Here is a 20,987-nt window from a genome sequence, read left to right as displayed (position 1 = left end):
CTATGAATAGCGGCTTTACTCACATTACCGTGCTGCTCGAAGAAGCCGTGGAGGCTCTCGCGGTGCGCGCTGATGGCTGCTATCTGGACGGCACGTTCGGGCGTGGCGGGCATAGCCGTCTTATTCTGAGCCATCTCGGTCCTGACGGAAGGCTGCTGGGTTTCGACAAGGACCCTCAAGCGATTGCCACCGGGCAAGCGCTAGCGGCCGAAGACGGCCGCTTTGTCATTGTGCAGCGCAGCTTCGCCGAGCTGGGTTCGGAAGCTCTGGAGCGTGACCTGGCAGGCAAGGTCAGCGGTATTCTGCTGGATCTGGGTGTGTCGTCCCCGCAGCTGGATGACCCGGAGCGCGGCTTCAGCTTCATGAATGACGGTCCTCTGGACATGCGTATGGACCCGACTCGTGGCGTCAGTGCTGCCGAGTTCATTGCCAGCGCCCCCGCCGAAGAAATCGCCCGCGTGTTCAAGGAATACGGTGAAGAGCGCTTTGCAAAACGCATGGCCAACGCCGTAGTCCAGCGCCGTGAAATCCAGCCTTTCGAGCGCACGGCCGACTTGGCTGAAGTTCTCAAGGTGGCCAACCCTGCCTGGGAAAAAGGCAAAAATCCTGCAACGCGAGCCTTTCAAGGCTTGCGCATTCACGTCAACAACGAGCTGGGCGATCTGGAAGCTGGCCTCGAAGCGGCAATGGAAGCTCTGGAAGTGGGTGGACGTCTGGTGGTCATCAGCTTTCATTCGCTTGAAGACCGCATCGTCAAATTGTTCATGCGTAAGCTCGCCAAGGGCGAAGCTGACAACATGCCGCGCAACCTGCCTATTCAATACAAGGCATTCGAGCCGAAAATCAAGATTCACGGCAAGGCTCAATTCGCTTCCGATACCGAAACCAAGGCCAACCCACGCTCGCGCAGTGCTGTCATGCGTGTAGCGGAGAAGCTCAGGTGAGCCGGCTGTTCCTGAAACCTCTGCCCGGCGGCAGCTTCATTATGCTGCTGCTGTTTATTGCTGTCCTGATTTCGGCCATCGGCGTTTCCTATAGTGCCCATTGGAACCGCCAACTGCTCAACTCGCTGTATTCGGAGATGAGCGTGCGCGACAAGGCGCAGGCAGAATGGGGGCGTCTGATCCTTGAACAAAGTACTTGGACCGCGCACAGCCGCATCGAGACACTGGCCACCGAGCAACTGAAGATGCGCATTCCAAGCGCCGCTGAAGTACGGATGGTGGCGCCATGATGAAGCTTGAGGGCGCACTCTATCCGTGGCGTTTCCGCGTAGTCGTAGGGCTTCTTGTCTCGCTGGTGCTTGCCATTTGCTGGCGCATCGTCGACCTGCAAGTCATCGACCATACCTTCCTCAAGGAGCAGGGCGACGCGCGCAGTCTTCGGCATATCCCTATTCCTGCTCACCGCGGTCTGATTACCGATCGCAACGGCGAGCCGCTTGCCGTGAGTACGCCGGTGACCACCCTGTGGGCCAACCCGCGCGAAATGCAGCAGGACAAGTCCAAGTGGCCAATGCTTGCAGCGGCGACAGGGCAGGACCTTAAAGCCCTGACCGAGCGTCTTGAAGCGCAGTCCACCAAGGAGTTCATCTATCTGGTTCGCGGCATGACGCCTGAGCAGGGTCAGGCTGCGCTGGATCTGAAAGTGCCAGGTGTCTATGGCATCGAAGAATTCCGCCGTTTCTACCCGGCAGGCGACGTGACCGCACACATGGTCGGCTTTACCGACCTCGACGACCACGGTCGTGAAGGTGTAGAGCTGGCCTACGACGACTGGCTTGCCGGCGTGCCCGGCAAGCGTCAGGTCATCAAGGACCGGCGTGGACGGCTGATCAAGGACGTTCAGGTGACCAAGAATGCCAAGGCCGGAAAGACCTTGGCGTTGTCCATTGACCTGCGTCTGCAGTATCTGGCAACCCGTGAGCTGCGCAACGCGATCGTAGAGAACGAGGCCAAGGCCGGCAGCATGGTGATCATGGACGTCAAGACCGGTGAAGTCCTGGCGATGGTCAACCAGCCGACCTACAACCCGAACAACCGTCGCACGATGGTGCCCGCCGCCATGCGCAACCGGGCAATAATTGACGTGTTCGAACCAGGTTCGACCATGAAGCCGATTTCCATGACTGCAGCGCTGGACAGCGGTCGCTGGAAGCCGACCGACAAGGTCGAGGTTTATCCGGGCACTTTGCAGATCGGCAAATACACCATTCGTGACGTGACCAAGACCGAAGGGCCGATCCTCGACCTGACCGGCATTCTGATCAACTCCAGTAACGTCGGCATGAGTAAAGTCGCGTTCGATGTGGGCGGCGAAGCGATTTTCCGTGCCATGCAGCGTGTCGGTTTCGGTCAGTACACCGGTCTTGGCTTCCCTGGCGAGCGCGTTGGCAACCTGCCCAACTACCGTGAATGGCGCAAGGCAGAAACCGCCACGCTGTCCTATGGCTACGGCCTGTCGGTCACCGCGTTGCAACTGGTACACGCCTATGGCGCGCTGGCCAACAACGGCCGGATCGTACCGCTGACCATTTTGAAGACAGACAAAGAGCCAGAGTCGACTCAGGCCATTCCAGAGAAAACCGCCAAGACACTGCAGGGCATGCTCCAGCAGGTGATCGAAGACCCGCGCGGCGTGTATCGCGCCCGTGTGCCGTCCTATCACGTTGGTGGCAAGAGCGGTACCGCACGCAAGACGTCCATAGGCACCAAGGGCTACGCGGAAAACTCCTATCGCTCGCTGTTCGCCGGTTTCGGACCGATGAGTAACCCGCGTTACGCCATCGTGGTCGTCATCGACGAACCGAGCAAGGGCGGCTACTACGGCGGTCTGGTTTCTGCGCCAGTGTTCAGCAAGGTCATGTCCGGCACGTTGCGTCTGATGAACGTGACGCCTGACAACCTTGCGCCACCGGAGCAAGTCAATGCAGCACCCGCAGCCAAAGGAGGGCGTGGTTGATGACCTTGAGTCTGAGCAAAATTTTCGCTAATCATACCGACCGCGATCCACTGATCCGCGAGTTGACCCTGGACAGCCGTAACGTGCGTCCGGGCGATCTGTTTCTGGCTGTGCCGGGCATCAAGGCTGATGGTCGCGCGCACATTGCCGATGCGCTCAAGCGCGGCGCGGCGGCAGTGGCGTATGAGGTAGAAGGCTCCAACGTTCTGCCGCTCACCGACGTGCCGCTGATTCCGGTCAAGGGGCTTGCTGCGCAGCTTTCTGACATCGCAGGTCGTTTTTACGGCGATCCAAGCCGCAGGCTGAACCTGGTTGGCGTCACTGGCACCAATGGCAAGACCAGTGTCACTCAGCTGGTTGCCCAGGCGCTTGACGCCTTGGGTCAGCGCTGCGGCATCGTCGGCACGCTGGGCACCGGTTTCTATGGTTCGCTGCAAAGCGGTCGCCACACCACGCCTGACCCTATTGCGGTTCAGGCGACGCTGACTGACCTGAAAAAAGCTGGTGCGCGAGCTGTGGCGATGGAAGTGTCGTCCCACGGTCTGGATCAGGGACGGGCAACCGCGCTGGCGTTCGACGTGGCGGTGCTGACCAACCTGTCTCGTGATCATCTGGATTATCACGGCACTATGGAAGCCTATGGCGCTGCCAAGGCCAAATTGTTCGCATGGCCAAATCTGAACTGCCGGGTGATCAACCTTGACGACGATTTCGGCCGTCAGATGGCTGGTCTCAAGCAGGAATCGCGTCTGATCACCTACAGCCAGCTCGACAGCTCAGCGTATCTGTATTGTCGCGAAGCCAAATTCGATGACGATGGCGTGCGCGCCACGCTGGTTACGCCGCAAGGCGAGCATTTTCTGCGCAGCAGCCTGTTGGGCCGGTTCAACCTGAGCAATGTGCTGGCTGCGGTCGGCGCTTTGCTGGGGCTGGATTACGCGCTGGACGAAATCCTCAAGGTACTGCCAAAACTCGAAGGCCCGGTCGGACGCATGCAGCGTCTGGGTGGTGCTGACAAGCCGTTGGTCGTCGTTGACTATGCGCACACCCCGGACGCGCTGGAAAAAGTGCTCGAAGCACTGCGCCCTCATGCCAAAGGTCGCTTGCTGTGCCTTTTCGGTTGCGGTGGCGACCGCGATCGCGGCAAGCGTCCGCTGATGGCGGAAGTGGTCGAGCGACTGGCCGACGGTATCTGCGTCACTGACGACAACCCTCGCAACGAATCATCTTCTCAGATATTCGCCGACATCCGTCCGGGCTTTGCGGCCGCCGACAAGGTGAGCTTCATCGAGGGACGCGCTCAGGCCATTGCCGAGTTGATCGCCGGTGCCAGCGCTGATGATGTTGTAGTGCTTGCTGGCAAAGGGCACGAGGACTACCAGGAAATCAGCGGCCAGCGTCAGCCGTTTTCTGATCTTGAAGAAGCTGCCCGAGCGCTTGCCGCGTGGGAGGCTGCCAATGCTTAAGCCCATGACATTCGCTGAGTTGCTCGTGCCGCTTGATGCCCGCAGGGTCGGTGGCGATTGCAGTTTCGACGGCGTGAGCACCGACAGCCGTGGTATTCAGGCGGGGCAACTGTTTGTCGCCCTGACCGGTCCGCGTTTCGACGGTCACGAATACCTTGAACAAGTAGCGGCCAAAGGTGCAGTCGGCGCGTTGGTCGAGCGCGAGGTTGAAGGCGCAACGCTGCCGCAACTGGTTGTGCTCGACACCCGCAAGGCCCTTGCCCAGCTGGGCGCGATGAATCGCAATGCGTTTGTCGACAAGCCTGTTGCTGCAGTCACCGGTTCCAGTGGCAAAACCACGGTCAAGGAGATGCTCGCAAGCATCCTGCGCACGCGCGGGCCTGTGCTGGCGACGCGTGGCAACCTGAACAATGAGCTCGGTGTGCCGCTCACCCTGCTGGAGCTGGCTCCCGAATACACCTCGGCTGTAATTGAGCTGGGCGCCTCGCGCGTCGGTGAAATCGCTTACACAGTCAGCCTCACCAAGCCGCATGTGGCCATGATCACCAACGCCGGGTCTGCCCATGTGGGCGAGTTCGGCGGTCCGGACAAAATCGTCGAGGCCAAGGGCGAGATCCTTGAAGGTCTGGACGCTACCGGCACGGCTGTGCTGAACCTGGAAGACAAGGCGTTTCCGATCTGGCGCAAGCGTGCAGGCAATCGTGCTGTGCTGACCTTCGCACTGGCTGACACGGCCGCCGATCTGTACGCCAGTGACCTCAGCCGGGATGCCAGAGGCTGCCCGGGTTTCACGCTCAACAGCCCATTGGGCAAAGCACAGGTGCAACTCAACCTGTTGGGTGCGCATAACGTCACTAACGCCCTGACCGCTGCGGCTGCTGCGTGTGCCCTGGGCGTGTCGCTGGAAGGCATCGTCACCGGTCTGAACAACGTGCAACCGGTCAAGGGCCGGGCGGTCGCGCAGATCGCCAGCAATGGCGTTCGCGTCATTGATGACACCTACAACGCCAACCCTGCGTCGATCAACGCTGCCGTCGATGTTCTAACCGGTTTCACCGGCCGTACCGTACTGGTGCTGGGCGATATCGGCGAACTGGGCGACTGGGCCGAGCAGGGACATCGCGAAGTGGGTGCCTACGCCGCTGGCAAAGTGTCGGCCCTGTATGCCGTCGGCCCACTGATGACTCATGCCGTCAGCGCCTTTGGTGAACATGCCTATCACTTTGCCAGTCAGGCAGAGCTGATCGCAGCGCTGGGCGCCGAGCAGGACCCTAATACCACTTTATTGATCAAGGGCTCGCGTAGCGCTGCGATGGAAAACGTCGTAGCTGCCTTGTGCGGTTCTAGCCTGGAGAAACATTAATGCTGCTGCTGTTGGCCGAGTTTCTACAACAGTTCTACAAAGGCTTTGCGGTCTTTCAGTACCTGTCTCTGCGCGGGATCCTTGGCGTGCTTACCGCACTGACGCTGTCGCTGTGCCTGGGTCCATGGATGATCCGCACTTTGCAGATGCGCCAGATCGGCCAGTCGGTCCGCAATGACGGCCCGCAGTCGCACTTGTCGAAATCCGGCACACCGACCATGGGCGGGGCGCTGATCCTGTCGTCCATCGGCATCAGCACCTTGCTGTGGGCTGACCTCAGCAACCGCTACGTGTGGGTTGTGTTGCTGGTGACCTTCCTGTTCGGCGCCATCGGCTGGGTCGATGACTACCGCAAAGTGATCGAAAAGAATTCTCGGGGCTTGCCGAGCCGCTGGAAGTACTTCTGGCAGTCGGTGTTCGGCCTTGGCGCAGCCATCTTTCTTTATACGACTGCGCCTTCAGCAACTGAAACCACGCTGATCGTGCCAATGCTCAAGGATGTTCGTATTCCGCTGGGCATCGGCTTCATCGTGCTGACCTATTTCGTGATCGTGGGCTGCAGTAACGCCGTCAACCTGACTGATGGTCTGGACGGCCTGGCAATCATGCCGACCGTGATGGTCGGCGGCGCGCTGGGCATCTTCTGCTACCTGTCGGGTAACGTGAAGTTCGCTGAGTACCTGCTGATTCCTTATGTTCCGGGGGCGGGTGAACTGATCGTGTTCTCCGGCGCGCTGATTGGTGCGGGGCTCGGGTTCCTGTGGTTCAACACCTATCCGGCACAGGTTTTCATGGGCGACGTCGGTGCGCTGGCGCTCGGCGCTGCGTTGGGCACCATGGCCGTTATCGTGCGTCAGGAAATGGTCCTGTTCATCATGGGCGGCGTGTTCGTGATGGAAACACTTTCAGTGGTCATTCAGGTTGCGTCTTTCAAACTTACCGGCCGCCGGGTGTTTCGCATGGCGCCGATTCACCACCACTTTGAACTCAAAGGCTGGCCCGAGCCACGCGTGATCGTCCGTTTCTGGATCATCACCGTGATTCTGGTGCTCATCGGCCTTGCCACACTGAAACTGAGGTAAAACGAGTGTCCCTGATCGTTTCCGACCGCTTCCGCATTGTTGTGGGGCTTGGCAAAAGTGGCATGTCACTGGTTCGCTTCCTGGCGAACCGGGGCGTGTCCTTTGCTGTGGCCGACACGCGGGAGAATCCTCCTGAGCTGGCGACCTTGCGTCGTGAGTATCCGCAGGTGGAAGTGCGTTGTGGCGAGCTGGACGTCGATTTCCTCTGCCGTGCCGACGAGCTGTATGTCAGCCCCGGTCTGGCGCTGGCCACCCCGGCGCTGCAGCAGGCCCATGCACGCGGCGTGAAGCTGTCTGGCGATATCGAGCTGTTCGCGCGTTACGCGGAGGCACCGATTATCGCCATCACGGGTTCGAATGCGAAAAGCACAGTCACCACGCTGGTCGGCGACATGGCCAAGGCCGCAGGTAAGCGCGTCGCGGTGGGCGGCAACCTTGGCACTCCGGCGCTCGACCTGCTCAGTGATGACATCGATTTGTATGTGATGGAGCTGTCCAGCTTTCAGCTCGAAACCACCGACCAGCTCAATGCTGAAGTGGCGACCGTGCTGAATATCAGCGAAGACCACATGGACCGTTATACCGGTCTGCCTGCTTACCATCAGGCTAAGCACCGGATATTCCGCGGTGCCCGGCAAGTGGTGGTCAATCGTCAGGACGCGCTGTCCCGCCCGCTGATCGGCGAAGGTCTGCCTTGCTGGACGTTTGGCCTCAACAAGCCTGATTTTCACGGTTTCGGTCTGCGCGAAGAGAACGGCGAAAAGTACTTGGCGTTCCAGTTCGAAAACCTGATGCCGGTGCGTGATCTGAAAGTGCGCGGTGCGCACAATCAGGCCAATGCACTCGCTGCGCTGGCGCTGGGGCACGCTGTGGGCCTGCCATTCGAGGCCATGCTTGCCAGCCTGCGCGAGTTCACCGGGCTGGAGCATCGCTGCCAATGGCTGCGCGAGCATGACGGTGTGGATTACTACAACGATTCCAAGGCCACCAACGTTGGCGCTGCACTGGCTGCCATCAAGGGGTTGGGTTCGGACATCGATGGCAAGCTGGTCCTGATCGCTGGTGGCGATGGCAAGGGTGCTGACTTCAGCGGTTTGCGCGCACCAGTGATAGAACATTGCCGCGCGGTCGTCTTGCTGGGTCGCGACGCCGAACTGATTGCTCAGGTGTTGGGGGATGCAGTTCCGCTGATCCGCGTCGACACGTTGCAGGCCGCAGTAGAGCGCAGCGCATCGCTGGCTCAAGGCGGCGACGCTGTATTGCTTTCCCCCGCATGCGCCAGCCTGGACATGTTCAAGAATTATGAAGAGCGCGGACGTGTGTTCGCGCAGGCAGTGGAGTGCTTGTCATGATCTTCGGTGTGATCAAGCCTTATCCATCGCCACTGATCAGCGGGCGCGGCATCGACCTCGACTTCCCGATGCTGGTCGGCTGTCTGGCTCTGCTGGGCCTTGGCCTGGTGATGATTACTTCTGCCTCGTCGGAAGTGGCTGCCGTGCAGTCCGGCAATACGCTGTACATGATGACCCGCCACCTGGTGTACCTGCTGATCGGTCTGGGCGTCTGCGGCGTGACCATGATGATTCCGGTCGCCACCTGGCAACGTCTGGGCTGGCTGATGCTGCTCGGTGCCTTTGGCCTGTTGCTGCTGGTGCTGGTGCCGGGAATCGGACGCGAGGTGAACGGTTCTATGCGCTGGATCGGCTTCGGCGCGTTCAACGTGCAGCCATCCGAAATCGCCAAGGTATTTGTGGTGATCTTCCTCGCTGGCTACCTGATTCGTCAGCAGCAGGAAGTGCGTGAAAGCTGGATGGGCTTCTTCAAACCGTTCATCGTGCTGTTGCCGATGGCTGGCCTGTTGTTGATGGAGCCAGACTTCGGTGCAACTGTCGTAATGATGGGCGCGGCAGCCGCGATGCTGTTTCTCGGTGGCGTCGGCCTGTTCCGCTTCTCGCTGATGGTGGTGCTGGCAGTGGCATCGGTGGTGGTGCTGGTTCAGGCACAGCCATACCGCATGGCGCGCCTGACCAACTTTACTGACCCGTGGGCTGACCAGTTCGGCTCCGGCTACCAATTGACCCAGGCGCTGATCGCCTTTGGGCGCGGTGAGTGGATCGGCGTCGGTCTGGGCAACAGCGTACAGAAGCAGTTCTACCTGCCAGAAGCGCACACCGACTTCGTGTTCTCGGTACTCGCCGAAGAGCTGGGTGTTGTCGGCTCGCTGCTGACTGTCGCGCTGTTCCTGTTTGTCAGTATTCGGGGCATGTACATCGGCATGTGGGCAGAAAGAGCCAAGCAGTTCTTCGGCGCTTATGTGGCTTACGGCCTGTCGTTCCTGTGGATCGGTCAGTTCCTGATCAACATCGGCGTGAACGTCGGTCTGCTGCCGACCAAGGGTCTGACGCTGCCTTTCCTCAGTTATGGCGGCAGCTCGCTGGTCATCTGCTGTGCAAGCCTGGGCCTGCTGCTGCGCATCGAATGGGAATCGCGCAACAACATGGGCAGCGAAGAAGCCGAGTTCCAGGAAAGCGATTTCGCCGAGGACACGCCCAATGGACGCTAACGTGCTGATCATGGCGGGTGGTACCGGCGGGCATGTGTTCCCCGCGCTTGCCTGCGCACGCGAGTTCCAGGCACGTGGCTACAACGTCCACTGGCTGGGCACGCCACGCGGCATCGAAAACGAGCTGGTGCCCCAGGCCGGTCTGAAGCTGCACCTGATCAACGTCACCGGTCTGCGTGGCAAGGGTCGCTTGTCGTTGCTCAAGGCCCCTTTGATGTTGCTCAAGGCCCTGATGCAGGCCCGCAAGGTCGTGCGCCAGTTAAAGCCGGTCTGCGTGGTCGGTTTTGGTGGCTACGTCACAGGCCCAGGCGGTCTGGCGGCGAAGCTGGCGGGCGTACCGTTGATCATTCATGAGCAGAACGCCGTTGCAGGAACGGCCAATCGCAGCCTGGCGTCGTTTGCCAGCCGCGTGTGCGAAGCATTCCCGAACACGTTCGCTGCATCTGCCAAGCGTCGCACCACGGGCAACCCGGTGCGGGTCGAGCTGTTTCTGGAAACTCCGCGTCAGGCGCTGGCCGGACGCAAGGCTCGTCTGTTGGTACTGGGCGGCAGCCTGGGCGCGGAACCCTTGAACAAACTGCTGCCCGAGGCGCTGGCCCGGCTGCCTCAGGACATCCAGCCCGAAGTGTTTCATCAGTCGGGCAAGAATCATGACGCCGTTACTGCAGAGCGCTATCGCACCGCAGGCGTCGAGGCGCAAGTCGCGCCATTTATCCAGAACATGGCCCAAGCCTATGGCTGGGCCGACCTGGTGGTCTGCCGCGCAGGCGCATTGACCATCAGTGAACTGGCCGCCGCCGGTCTGCCGTCGTTGCTGATACCACTGCCCCACGCGATTGATGACCATCAGTCTCGTAACGCTGACTATCTGGCCCGAGAAGGCGCAGCCTTCGTCATGCCACAAGCGACAACTGGCGCCGCCGAGATGGCCGCACGCCTGAAAGAGGTTTTGATGCAACCCGAACAATTGAACAGCATGGCCCGCACTGCACGTCGCCTGGCCAGGCCCGATGCCACCAACGCTGTTGTGGATATCTGTGTGGAGGTGGCTCATGGTTGAGAATCAACGCGCCATGCCACAACCTGAAATGCGCCGTATCCGTCGCATCCACTTCGTCGGTATCGGCGGCGTGGGCATGTGCGGCATTGCCGAAGTGCTGCTGAACCTGGGTTACGAAGTTTCTGGCTCTGACCTCAAGAGCTCCCCGGTCACCGATCGTCTCGAATCGTTCGGTGCGCAGATTTTTGTCGGTCACCGTGCCGAAAACACCGTGGGTGCAGACGTACTCGTGGTGTCCAGCGCCGTGAACACCTCCAACCCGGAAGTGGCTACGGCTCTGGAACGCCGTATTCCCGTCGTGCCACGCGCCGAGATGCTCGCCGAGCTGATGCGCTATCGCCACGGCATCGCGGTTGCCGGCACACATGGTAAAACCACCACCACCAGCCTGATCGCTTCTGTGTTCGCTGCCGGTGGCCTGGACCCGACGTTCGTGATTGGCGGCCGGCTGAATGCTGCCGGCACCAACGCGCAATTGGGCACCAGCCGTTATCTGATCGCCGAAGCCGATGAAAGCGATGCAAGCTTCCTGCACCTGCAGCCACTGGTTGCAGTGGTCACCAACATCGACGCCGATCACATGGCGACCTATGAAGGCGACTTCAACAAGCTTAAGAAGACCTTTGTCGAGTTCCTGCACAACCTGCCGTTCTACGGTCTGGCAGTGATGTGCATCGACGATCCTGTGGTGCGTGAAATCCTGCCGATGGTCAAGCGCCCGACGCTGACCTATGGCTTCAGCGAGTCTGCCGACATACGTGCGATCAACGTGCGTCAGGACGGCATGCTGACTTTCTTTACAGTGTTGCGCCGCGACCGCGAGCCACTTGACGTGTCGGTGAACATGCCCGGCAACCATAACGTGCTCAACTCGCTGGCGACGATCGCCATTGCGACCGACGAAGGCGTCAGTGACGAGGCCATCGTTCAAGGTCTGTCGGGCTTTCAGGGCGTCGGTCGGCGCTTTCAGGTATATGGCGAACTGCCTGTCGACGGTGGCAACGTGATGCTGGTCGACGACTATGGTCACCACCCGCGGGAAGTGGCTGCCGTGATCAATGCAGTACGCGGCGGCTGGCCGGATCGTCGCCTGGTGATGGTCTACCAGCCACACCGTTTCAGTCGCACACGCGATCTGTACGACGACTTCGTGCAGGTGCTGGCCGATGCCAACGTACTGTTGCTGATGGAAGTCTACCCGGCCGGCGAAGAACCGATTCCGGGTGCGGACAGCCGCAACCTGTGCCACAGCATTCGTCAGCGCGGCCAGCTGGACCCGATCTACATCGAGCGTGGCGTCGAGCTGGCACCACTGGTCAAGCCATTGCTGCGCGCTGGCGACATTCTGCTGTGCCAGGGCGCCGGGGACATCGGTGGCCTTGCGCCACAGCTGCTCAAAAGCCCGCTGTTCGTCGGCGCCAAAGTGGCTTCAACCGAAGGTAAGCTGAAATGACAGCCGCCGCCCTGTCTTCCCTGCGCTCGACACTGGAGCCGAAAAGCTTCGGCCGTGTCGCCGTGCTCTTCGGTGGCAAGAGTGCCGAACGGGAAGTCTCTCTGAATTCGGGCAATGCAGTGCTTAAGGCGCTGCTCGATGCGGGCGTCGATGCGTTCGGTATCGATGTGGGGGATGATTTCCTGCACCGTCTGGTCAGTGAAAAGATCGACCGTGCCTTCATCGTTCTGCACGGACGCGGTGGCGAAGACGGCACCATGCAAGGGCTGCTCGAGTGTCTTGAAATCCCTTACACAGGCAGTGGCGTACTGGCTTCTGCGCTGGCGATGGACAAGCTGCGGACCAAGCAGGTCTGGCAGAGTCTGGGCCTCCCGACGCCACTGCATGCGGTGCTGGAAAACGAGAACGATTGTATTTGCGCCGCGACGGAACTGGGCTTCCCTTTGATCGTCAAACCGGCCCATGAAGGTTCAAGTATCGGTATGGCGAAGGTGAACAGCGTCCATGAATTGATCGCCGCCTGGAAAGCCGCCAGTACCTACGATTCGCAAGTGTTAGTCGAGCAGTGCATTCAGGGCCCTGAGTTCACTGTGGCCTCTCTGCGTGGGCAGGTGCTGCCTCCCATCGGCCTTGGTACTCCTCACACTTTTTACGATTACGACGCCAAGTATCTGGCTTCGGATACGCAATACCGTATCCCGTGCGGGCTTGGCGATGTTCAGGAACAGGCACTCAAAGAACTTGCTGCACGCGCCTGCGATGCCATTGGCATTGCCGGATGGGCGCGCACGGACGTCATGCAGGACGCGCAGGGCAAGTTCTGGTTGCTGGAAGTTAATACCGTGCCCGGCATGACCGATCACAGCCTGGTCCCGATGGCGGCGCGTGCTGCCGGTCTGGATTTTCAACAACTGGTGTTGGCGATTCTGGCCGACAGCGTTCAGGCGAGAGGGTAAGGCATGTACGGCCCGTCGGCACGTCCTCAGTCACCCGCTCCCGGCCGCAACAAGCCGGTGCCGCGTGGCGCCAGCCGGATGGTGGCAAAGGAGCCTCTGTCGGCGCGTCTGCCCAAGGCCAACTTCAGTTTCCTGAAGCGTCTGATGTGGCCGGTGCTGCTGGTGGTTCTGGGCTTCGGCACTTATGAGGCAGCACAGCGCCTGTTGCCGTATGCCGATCGGCCGATCACCCGCATCAATGTGCAGGGCGATTTGAGTTACATCAGCCAGCAGGCCGTGCAGCAGCGGATTGCGCCGTACGTGGCGTCGAGCTTTTTCAAGATCGACCTGACGGCCATGCGCACCGAGCTGGAGCAGATGCCGTGGATTGCGCACGCCGAGGTGCGTCGTGTCTGGCCGGATCAGGTAGTGATTCGTCTTGAAGAGCAACTGCCGGTTGCCCGTTGGGGCGACGAGTCGTTGTTGAACAACCAGGGGCAGGCTTTCACGCCGCGTGAACTGTCCAACTATGAACATCTTCCCCAGTTGTTCGGTCCGCAGCGGGCCCAACAGCAGGTGATGCAGCAGTATCAGGTGTTGAGTCAGATGTTGCGCCCTCTGGGCTTCTCCATCGTGCGCCTTGAACTGCGCGAGCGCGGCAGCTGGTTCCTGACAACAGGCGCCGGTAGTGCTGGCCCGGGTATCGAATTGTTGCTTGGACGCGACCGCCTCGTCGAAAAAATGCGCCGTTTCATCGCGATTTACGACAAAACGCTGAAAGAACAAATCACGAATATCGCGCGTGTCGACTTGCGCTACTCCAACGGCCTGGCGGTCGGCTGGCGTGACCCGGCAGCGGCAACGACGGAAAAACCCGCCGTCGCGAAGAATTGATAAGAGGCAAGACCATGGCAAACGTGCAAAGCGGCAAAATGATCGTCGGGCTGGATATCGGTACCTCCAAGGTGGTGGCGCTGGTAGGCGAAGTCGCGGCCGATGGTTCGCTGGAAATCGTGGGTATCGGTACCCATCCTTCACGCGGCCTGAAGAAGGGCGTGGTGGTGAATATCGAGTCGACTGTGCAGTCGATCCAGCGCGCAATCGAAGAGGCGCAATTGATGGCCGGCTGCCGTATTCACTCGGCGTTCGTCGGTGTTGCGGGCAGCCACATTCGCAGCCTGAACTCCCACGGTATCGTGGCGATTCGTGACCGTGAAGTCAGCTCCGCCGACCTTGAGCGTGTGCTCGATGCCGCCCAGGCAGTGGCCATTCCTGCCGACCAGCGCGTGCTGCACACCTTGCCTCAGGACTACGTGATCGATAACCAGGAAGGCGTGCGCGAGCCTCTGGGCATGTCCGGCGTGCGACTGGAAGCCAAGGTACACGTAGTGACCTGCGCCGTGAATGCCGCGCAGAACATCGAGAAGTGCGTGCGCCGTTGTGGCCTGGAAGTCGACGACATCATTCTCGAGCAACTGGCATCGGCCTATTCGGTGCTGACCGATGACGAGAAAGAGCTGGGCGTCTGCCTGGTGGACATCGGTGGCGGTACCACCGACATCGCGATTTTCACCGAAGGCGCCATTCGTCACACCGCGGTCATCCCGATTGCCGGCGATCAGGTCACCAACGACATCGCCATGGCGCTGCGTACCCCGACCCAGTACGCCGAAGAAATCAAGATTCGTTATGCCTGCGCCCTGGCCAAACTGGCCGGTGCAGGGGAAACCATCAAGGTACCGAGCGTGGGCGACCGTCCACCTCGCGAGCTGTCGCGCCAGGCCTTGGCCGAAGTGGTCGAACCTCGTTACGACGAGTTGTTCACCCTGATCCAGGCCGAGTTGCGTCGCAGCGGCTACGAAGACCTGATCCCGGCCGGCATCGTGCTGACCGGTGGTACGGCAAAAATGGAAGGTGCGGTAGAGCTGGCTGAGGAGATCTTCCACATGCCGGTGCGCCTCGGCGTACCGCACAGCGTCAAAGGGCTCGCGGATGTCGTGCGCAACCCGATCTACTCGACTGGCGTAGGCCTGTTGATGTACGGGCTGCAAAAGCAATCGGATGGCATTTCGCTGTCCGGGATTGTCGGCAACAGCAGTTACAGCGACGAGACCAAGGCTCCGGTGCTTGAGCGGATCAAGCGTTGGGTGCAGGGAAATTTCTGAGTTTCAAGGTTTTCAAAGATTCAGGGCGACAAAAGCAACATCGGCAGGCAGTAGGCAAAACTAACTAGAAAGCGGAAGGAGAGAGAAAATGTTCGAACTCGTAGACAACGTCCCGCAAAGCCCGGTCATTAAAGTAATCGGTGTAGGCGGTGGTGGCGGAAACGCTGTCAATCACATGGTCAAGAGCAACATCGAAGGCGTGGAATTCATCTGCGCCAACACTGATGCTCAGGCGCTGAAAAACATTGGCGCACGGACCATCCTGCAACTCGGTACAGGCGTGACCAAAGGTCTTGGCGCTGGCGCCAACCCTGAAGTCGGTCGTCAGGCCGCCATGGAAGACCGTGAGCGCATTGCAGAAGTCCTGCAGGGCACCAACATGGTTTTCATCACCACTGGCATGGGCGGCGGTACCGGTACCGGTGCAGCACCGATCATTGCCGAAGTGGCCAAGGAAATGGGCATTCTGACGGTCGCAGTCGTGACCCGTCCGTTCCCGTTCGAAGGTCGCAAGCGTATGCAGATCGCCGATGAAGGCATCCGCATGCTGTCCGAAAGCGTCGACTCGTTGATCACCATTCCCAACGAGAAGCTGCTGACCATCCTCGGTAAGGACGCCAGCCTGCTGTCGGCTTTCGCCAAGGCTGACGATGTACTGGCCGGTGCCGTTCGCGGTATCTCCGACATCATCAAGCGTCCGGGCATGATCAACGTCGACTTCGCCGACGTTCGCACCGTGATGAGCGAAATGGGTATGGCGATGATGGGCACTGGCTGCGCCAGCGGTCCTAACCGTGCACGTGAAGCGACTGAGGCAGCCATCCGCAACCCGCTGCTCGAAGACGTCAACCTGCAAGGCGCTCGCGGCATCCTGGTCAACATCACTGCCGGTCCTGACCTGTCTCTGGGTGAGTACTCGGACGTGGGCAGCATCATCGAAGCGTTCGCTTCCGAGCACGCGATGGTCAAGGTCGGTACCGTTATCGATCCGGACATGCGTGACGAGTTGCACGTGACTGTGGTTGCTACCGGCCTGGGCGCGAAAATCGAGAAGCCAGTCAAGGTGATCGACAACACGATGCAGACCACCCAGCAGGCGCCTGCCCAGCAAGCTGCCCGTCAGGAAGCTCCATCGGTCAATTATCGTGATCTGGACCGTCCTACCGTGATGCGCAATCAGGCACACGCAGGCGCAACCGCAGCCGCGAAGATGAATCCTAACGACGATCTCGATTACCTGGACATCCCGGCTTTCCTGCGTCGTCAGGCCGATTGATGAAATGTATCAGGGGTATTAGGGTGATTGGTGTTCAGCAAAGGCATGGTCTGCTATCATCGCCAGCCTTTGTTGATACCAGTTCGCAACTTGCGCTGAAGCGGCCCATGCCATGATTAAACAACGCACCCTGAAAAATATTATCCGTGCCACAGGTGTAGGCCTGCACTCCGGGGAGAAGGTTTACCTGACCCTCAAGCCCGCACCTGTGAATACCGGCATTGTGTTTTGCCGAGCTGACCTTGATCCGGTCGTGCAGATACCTGCACGTGCGGAAAATGTCGGTGACACCACGTTGTCGACCACACTGGTCAATGGTGATGTCAAAGTTGACACGGTGGAACACTTGCTCTCGGCCATGGCTGGCCTTGGCATCGATAACGCCTACGTCGAGCTCTCTGCCTCCGAAGTCCCGATCATGGACGGCAGCGCAGGCCCTTTCGTATTCCTGATTCAATCGGCAGGCCTGGAAGAACAGGACGCGCCGAAGAAATTCATCCGGATCCTGCGTGAAGTCTCAGTGGAAGAGGGCGGTAAACGCGCTACTTTCGTGCCTTTCGAAGGGTTCAAGGTCAGTTTCGAGATCGATTTCGATCACCCCGTCTTCCGCGACCGCACTCAAAGTGCAAGCGTGGACTTTTCCAGCACTTCCTTCGTGAAGGAAGTCAGCCGTGCCAGGACCTTCGGGTTCATGAGTGATATCGAGTACCTGCGCAAGCACAATCTCGCACTCGGCGGCAGCGTGGAGAACGCCATTGTGGTCGACAAGGACGGCGTATTGAACGAAGACGGCCTGCGGTACGAGGACGAATTCGTCAAACACAAAATCCTGGACGCCATCGGTGACCTCTACCTGCTCGGCAATAGCCTGATCGGGGAGTTCCGGGGCTTCAAGTCGGGGCATGCACTGAACAATCGTCTTTTGCGCACGTTGATCGAGCAGAAAGACGCCTGGGAAGTGGTGACCTTCGAGGATGCCAGTACTGCACCTATTTCTTACATGCGCCCTGTAGCGGCCGTGTAAGGAAGCTTTACTCTCTTTCCTTTTGTATTTTAAAGGCTGCCTTCGGGTGGCCTTTTTTTATGGTTTTTTTCCGAAAACGTCAGGCCGACAACCGGTTCTTTCAGTGCGCTCAGGGCTTTTTCTTGTCTCGGGCGTGGCTGGCCAGCCGCTCGAGTGCGGCCCGCAGCTTGGGGTCAGTGATGTTGTCGGCAGTGGCCTGAATGTTTTCAGCCGCGACCATCGACAGGTCGATGGTATGCGTGGCAGCGCCGCGTGGCGCTTCTGGCGGTTGAACCTTGAAGACAATGCGAGTCAGGTTGATGAACTCGTCAAAGGCAATCAGTTGCCGATGCAGGCGTTTCTGCTGATAGCGCAAGCGCGTCGCCCAATGACCGTCCGTCACGATCAGCAACAAGGAACCTTCCCGCCATGAGGCCACGTGACAATGCTCCCGCGCCGCAGGCTGAAGCTGACTTTCGAGCAGGCGCTGCAGATGGCTGAGGCGTTCTGCGTGACGAAAGATGGCCTTGAGCGGCTTGGCTTCACGCAGCAAAACGGCAGGTGGGCGGGCATTCAGAGGACGAAAGGCCATGAGGGATTGCCTGAGTAACAAGATGAACATGTTAACAGAAAGCATTCTGGCGGCTGCTTTTGAAGGCATTTCCGTGCTTTCATATGCAAATCAATGAGTAACTTCCCCGAATTGCGGGTTGAAGTGCTTGAAAATGGCCCCATTGTAAAACTGCCCCGTCACAGCGCTGTGCCAGCATCGTGGAATAACGCCACTTTCCTCACCATCGTTTCCGGGTAGAATGCTCGTTCGCATGCGGCCATCTGGGCTGCACGGGCGACTCACGGGGCCGCCCTCCATTCCTATGTGTGGAAGATCCTGTCGATATGTTTGCGCCTTTGTTGAAAAAACTTTTTGGAAGCAAGAACGAGCGTGAAGTCAAACGCATGCTCAAGACGGTACAGATCGTCAATGCCTTCGAAGAGCAAATGGTGGCCCTTTCGGACGAGCAACTGCGCGCCAAGACCGAAGAGTTCAAGGCCCGCATAGCCAAAGGCGAGACCCTCGATCAATTGCTGCCGGAAGCGTTCGCCGTTGCTCGTGAAGCGGGCAAGCGTGTGATGGGCATGCGCCACTTCGACGTTCAGTTGATCGGCGGCATGACCTTGCACGAAGGCCAGATCGCGGAAATGCGTACCGGTGAAGGTAAAACCCTCGTCGGCACCCTGGCCGTGTACCTCAACGCCTTGTCCGGCAAGGGCGTCCACGTGGTAACCGTGAACGACTATCTGGCTCGTCGCGATGCCAACTGGATGCGTCCGCTGTACGAATTCCTCGGTCTGACCGTAGGCATCGTCACGCCATTCCAGCCACCGGAAGAGAAGCGCGCCGCCTACGCTGCCGACATCACCTACGGCACCAACAACGAATACGGCTTCGATTACCTGCGTGACAACATGGCGTTCAGCATGGACGACAAGTTCCAGCGCGAACTCAACTTTGCCGTAATCGACGAAGTCGACTCGATTCTGATCGACGAAGCGCGTACGCCGCTGATCATTTCCGGTCAGGCCGAAGACAGCTCCAAGCTGTACACCGAAATCAACCGCCTGATCCCCAAGCTCGAGCAGCACATCGAGGAAGTGGAAGGCGAGGTCACCAAACCGGGCCACTTCACCGTTGACGAGAAGACCCGTCAGGTCGAACTGAACGAAGCCGGTCACCAGTTCATCGAAGAGATGCTCACCGAAGTCGGCCTGCTGGCTGAAGGCGAGAGCCTCTATTCGGCGCATAACCTTGGCCTGCTGACTCACGTCTATGCCGGCCTGCGTGCGCACAAGCTGTTCAACCGCAACGTCGAGTACATCGTCTCGGACGGTCAGGTTCTGCTGGTTGACGAACACACTGGTCGCACCATGCCGGGCCGTCGTTTGTCCGAAGGCCTGCACCAGGCCATCGAAGCCAAGGAAGGCCTGAATATTCAGGCCGAGAGCCAGACCTTGGCGTCGACTACTTTCCAGAACTACTTCCGTCTGTACAACAAGCTGTCCGGCATGACCGGTACAGCCGACACCGAAGCGTTCGAATTCCACCAGATCTACAACCTGGCTGTGATGGTCATTCCGCCGAACAAGCCTTTGGCGCGCAAGGACTTCAACGACCTCGTTTACCTGACTGCGGAAGAGAAGTACGCCGCCATCGTGACCGACATCAAGGCTTGCCTGGCGGAAAACCGTCCAGTGCTGGTGGGTACAGCGACCATCGAAACTTCCGAGCACATGTCCAGTCTGCTCAACCAGGAAGGTATCGAACACAAGGTTCTGAACGCCAAGTTCCACGAAAAAGAAGCTGAGATCATTGCCCAGGCCGGTCGTCCGGGTGCGCTGACCATCGCCACCAACATGGCTGGTCGTGGTACTGACATCCTGTTGGGCGGCAACTGGGAAGTTGAAGTTGCCAACCTGGAAGACCCGACCCCTGAGCAGATCGCGCAGATCAAAGCTGACTGGCAGAAGCGCCACCAGCAGGTCATCGAAGCTGGCGGCCTGCACGTTATCGCTTCCGAGCGTCACGAATCGCGCCGTATCGACAACCAGCTGCGCGGTCGCGCCGGTCGTCAGGGTGACACCGGTTCCAGCCGTTTCTACCTGTCGCTTGAAGACAGCCTGATGCGCATCTTTGCGTCTGACCGGGTGAAGAACTTCATGAAGGCGCTGGGCATGCAGTCCGGTGAGGCCATCGAACATCGCATGGTGACCAACGCCATCGAAAAAGCGCAGCGCAAGGTGGAAGGTCGCAACTTCGACATCCGCAAGCAACTGCTCGAATTCGATGACGTGGCCAACGAGCAGCGCAAAGTGATCTATCACATGCGCAACACGTTGCTGGCCGCTGAAAACATCGGTGAGACCATTGCCGACTTCCGCGAGGAAGTCCTCAACAACCTCATCAGTCAGCACATTCCGCCACAGTCCCTGCCAGAGCAGTGGAACGTCGCTGGCCTGGAAGCTTCCCTGAACACCGACTTCGCCGTGCAACTGCCGATTCAGCAGTGGCTGGACGAAGACGACAACCTGCACGAAGACAGCCTGCGCGAGAAGATCATGGCGCAGTTGCTGGTGGCTTATAACGAGAAGGAAGATCAGGCCAGCGCCGAAGCCCTGCGCTCTTTCGAGAAGCAGATCCTCCTGCGTGTGCTGGACGACCTGTGGAAAGATCACCTGTCGACCATGGACCACTTGCGTCACGGTATTCACCTGCGTGGCTACGCTCAGAAGAATCCCAAGCAGGAATACAAGCGCGAGTCCTTCACCCTGTTCCAGGAATTGCTGGACTCGATCAAGCGCGACACTATCCGTGTGCTTTCGCACGTTCAGGTCCGTCGCGAAGATCCAGAGGAAGAAGAGGCACGCCAGCGTCGCGAAGCCGAAGAGCTGGCCAGTCGCATGCAGTTCGAACACGCGCCTGCGCCGGGTATCGATCAGCCGCTCCTGGACGAAGAAGGCGGCGAAGCGCCAGTAGCTGTTGTTTCCGAGCCTGTGCGCAACGATCAGAAACTGGGTCGTAACGAGCTGTGCTGGTGTGGCTCTGGCAAGAAATTCAAGCACTGTCACGGCCAGATCAACTAAGCCTTTGACTGTGTAATACCT

The 20,987-nt window shown here is 59.5% G+C and carries 17 protein-coding genes; 16 read left to right on the top strand and 1 reads right to left on the bottom strand.

Features of this window, described 5'->3' with window-relative positions:
- Positions 1-2: 2 nt before the first annotated feature.
- The 15 genes from rsmH to lpxC all read left to right on the top strand — a co-directional run bounded on the left by rsmH (position 3) and on the right by lpxC (position 17,348).
- Entirely contained in the window at positions 3-944 is a 942-nt protein-coding gene (gene rsmH, locus I9H09_RS19410) for a 16S rRNA (cytosine(1402)-N(4))-methyltransferase RsmH (protein ID WP_005890159.1), read from the top strand.
- Positions 941-1,234, top strand: coding sequence for a cell division protein FtsL (gene ftsL, locus I9H09_RS19405; RefSeq protein WP_003340690.1), 294 nt, complete (start codon positions 941-943; stop codon positions 1,232-1,234). Before rsmH ends, ftsL begins: the two co-directional genes overlap by 4 nt.
- Positions 1,231-2,961, top strand: a complete 1,731-nt coding sequence (locus tag I9H09_RS19400; RefSeq protein ID WP_005890163.1) for a peptidoglycan D,D-transpeptidase FtsI family protein — start codon at positions 1,231-1,233, stop codon at positions 2,959-2,961. Before ftsL ends, I9H09_RS19400 begins: the two co-directional genes overlap by 4 nt.
- Positions 2,961-4,427, top strand: coding sequence for a UDP-N-acetylmuramoyl-L-alanyl-D-glutamate--2,6-diaminopimelate ligase (locus tag I9H09_RS19395; RefSeq protein ID WP_024691039.1), 1,467 nt, complete (start codon positions 2,961-2,963; stop codon positions 4,425-4,427). The genes I9H09_RS19400 and I9H09_RS19395 overlap by 1 nt, the downstream gene beginning before the upstream one ends.
- Positions 4,420-5,790 (top strand): UDP-N-acetylmuramoyl-tripeptide--D-alanyl-D-alanine ligase, encoded by a 1,371-nt coding sequence (locus I9H09_RS19390; protein WP_122323339.1) that lies wholly within the window; start codon positions 4,420-4,422, stop codon positions 5,788-5,790. Before I9H09_RS19395 ends, I9H09_RS19390 begins: the two co-directional genes overlap by 8 nt.
- The gene (gene mraY / locus I9H09_RS19385) at positions 5,790-6,872 is read left to right on the top strand and encodes a phospho-N-acetylmuramoyl-pentapeptide-transferase (RefSeq protein WP_122323338.1); all 1,083 of its coding nucleotides are present in this window, start codon (positions 5,790-5,792) and stop codon (positions 6,870-6,872) included. Before I9H09_RS19390 ends, mraY begins: the two co-directional genes overlap by 1 nt.
- 5 nt (positions 6,873-6,877) lie before the next feature.
- Entirely contained in the window at positions 6,878-8,224 is a 1,347-nt protein-coding gene (gene murD, locus I9H09_RS19380) for a UDP-N-acetylmuramoyl-L-alanine--D-glutamate ligase (RefSeq protein ID WP_122347632.1), read from the top strand.
- Positions 8,221-9,435, top strand: a complete 1,215-nt coding sequence (gene ftsW, locus I9H09_RS19375) for a putative lipid II flippase FtsW (protein WP_122347633.1) — start codon at positions 8,221-8,223, stop codon at positions 9,433-9,435. Before murD ends, ftsW begins: the two co-directional genes overlap by 4 nt.
- Positions 9,425-10,495 carry an undecaprenyldiphospho-muramoylpentapeptide beta-N-acetylglucosaminyltransferase gene (gene murG, locus I9H09_RS19370; RefSeq protein WP_053480852.1) on the top strand — a complete coding sequence of 357 codons (1,071 nt, stop codon included), beginning with the start codon at positions 9,425-9,427 and terminating at the stop codon, positions 10,493-10,495. Before ftsW ends, murG begins: the two co-directional genes overlap by 11 nt.
- Positions 10,488-11,948, top strand: coding sequence for a UDP-N-acetylmuramate--L-alanine ligase (gene murC, locus I9H09_RS19365; protein WP_005890176.1), 1,461 nt, complete (start codon positions 10,488-10,490; stop codon positions 11,946-11,948). The genes murG and murC overlap by 8 nt, the downstream gene beginning before the upstream one ends.
- On the top strand, positions 11,945-12,904 hold the full coding sequence (locus I9H09_RS19360) for a D-alanine--D-alanine ligase (protein ID WP_122347635.1): 960 nt from the start codon (positions 11,945-11,947) through the stop codon (positions 12,902-12,904). The genes murC and I9H09_RS19360 overlap by 4 nt, the downstream gene beginning before the upstream one ends.
- 3 nt (positions 12,905-12,907) lie before the next feature.
- Positions 12,908-13,777, top strand: a complete 870-nt coding sequence (locus I9H09_RS19355) for a cell division protein FtsQ/DivIB (protein ID WP_122347636.1) — start codon at positions 12,908-12,910, stop codon at positions 13,775-13,777.
- Between the two features lie 14 nt (positions 13,778-13,791).
- A complete protein-coding gene (gene ftsA / locus I9H09_RS19350; protein WP_003364017.1) occupies positions 13,792-15,048 on the top strand; it encodes a cell division protein FtsA in 1,257 nt (418 codons plus the stop codon).
- A gap of 88 nt (positions 15,049-15,136) precedes the next feature.
- Positions 15,137-16,324 (top strand): cell division protein FtsZ, encoded by a 1,188-nt coding sequence (gene ftsZ / locus I9H09_RS19345; RefSeq protein ID WP_005890179.1) that lies wholly within the window; start codon positions 15,137-15,139, stop codon positions 16,322-16,324.
- Between the two features lie 112 nt (positions 16,325-16,436).
- On the top strand, positions 16,437-17,348 hold the full coding sequence (gene lpxC / locus I9H09_RS19340) for a UDP-3-O-acyl-N-acetylglucosamine deacetylase (protein ID WP_005890181.1): 912 nt from the start codon (positions 16,437-16,439) through the stop codon (positions 17,346-17,348).
- A gap of 109 nt (positions 17,349-17,457) precedes the next feature.
- Here lpxC and I9H09_RS19335 read toward each other — a convergent pair whose 3' ends face one another.
- Complete coding sequence (locus I9H09_RS19335) at positions 17,458-17,919, bottom strand: DUF721 domain-containing protein (protein WP_024668819.1); 462 nt, start codon at positions 17,917-17,919, stop codon at positions 17,458-17,460.
- Positions 17,920-18,224: 305 nt separating this feature from the next.
- Here I9H09_RS19335 and secA point away from each other — a divergent pair, with 305 nt between their 5' ends.
- A complete protein-coding gene (secA, locus tag I9H09_RS19330; protein WP_005890186.1) occupies positions 18,225-20,966 on the top strand; it encodes a preprotein translocase subunit SecA in 2,742 nt (913 codons plus the stop codon).
- The last annotated feature ends 21 nt before the right edge of the window (positions 20,967-20,987 follow it).

The organism is Pseudomonas tremae (genome assembly GCF_023278125.1).
Taxonomy (GTDB): domain Bacteria; phylum Pseudomonadota; class Gammaproteobacteria; order Pseudomonadales; family Pseudomonadaceae; genus Aquipseudomonas; species Aquipseudomonas tremae.
The sequence above is the reverse complement of the archived record's forward strand: the minus strand, read 5'-3'. Positions and strand labels throughout refer to the sequence as shown.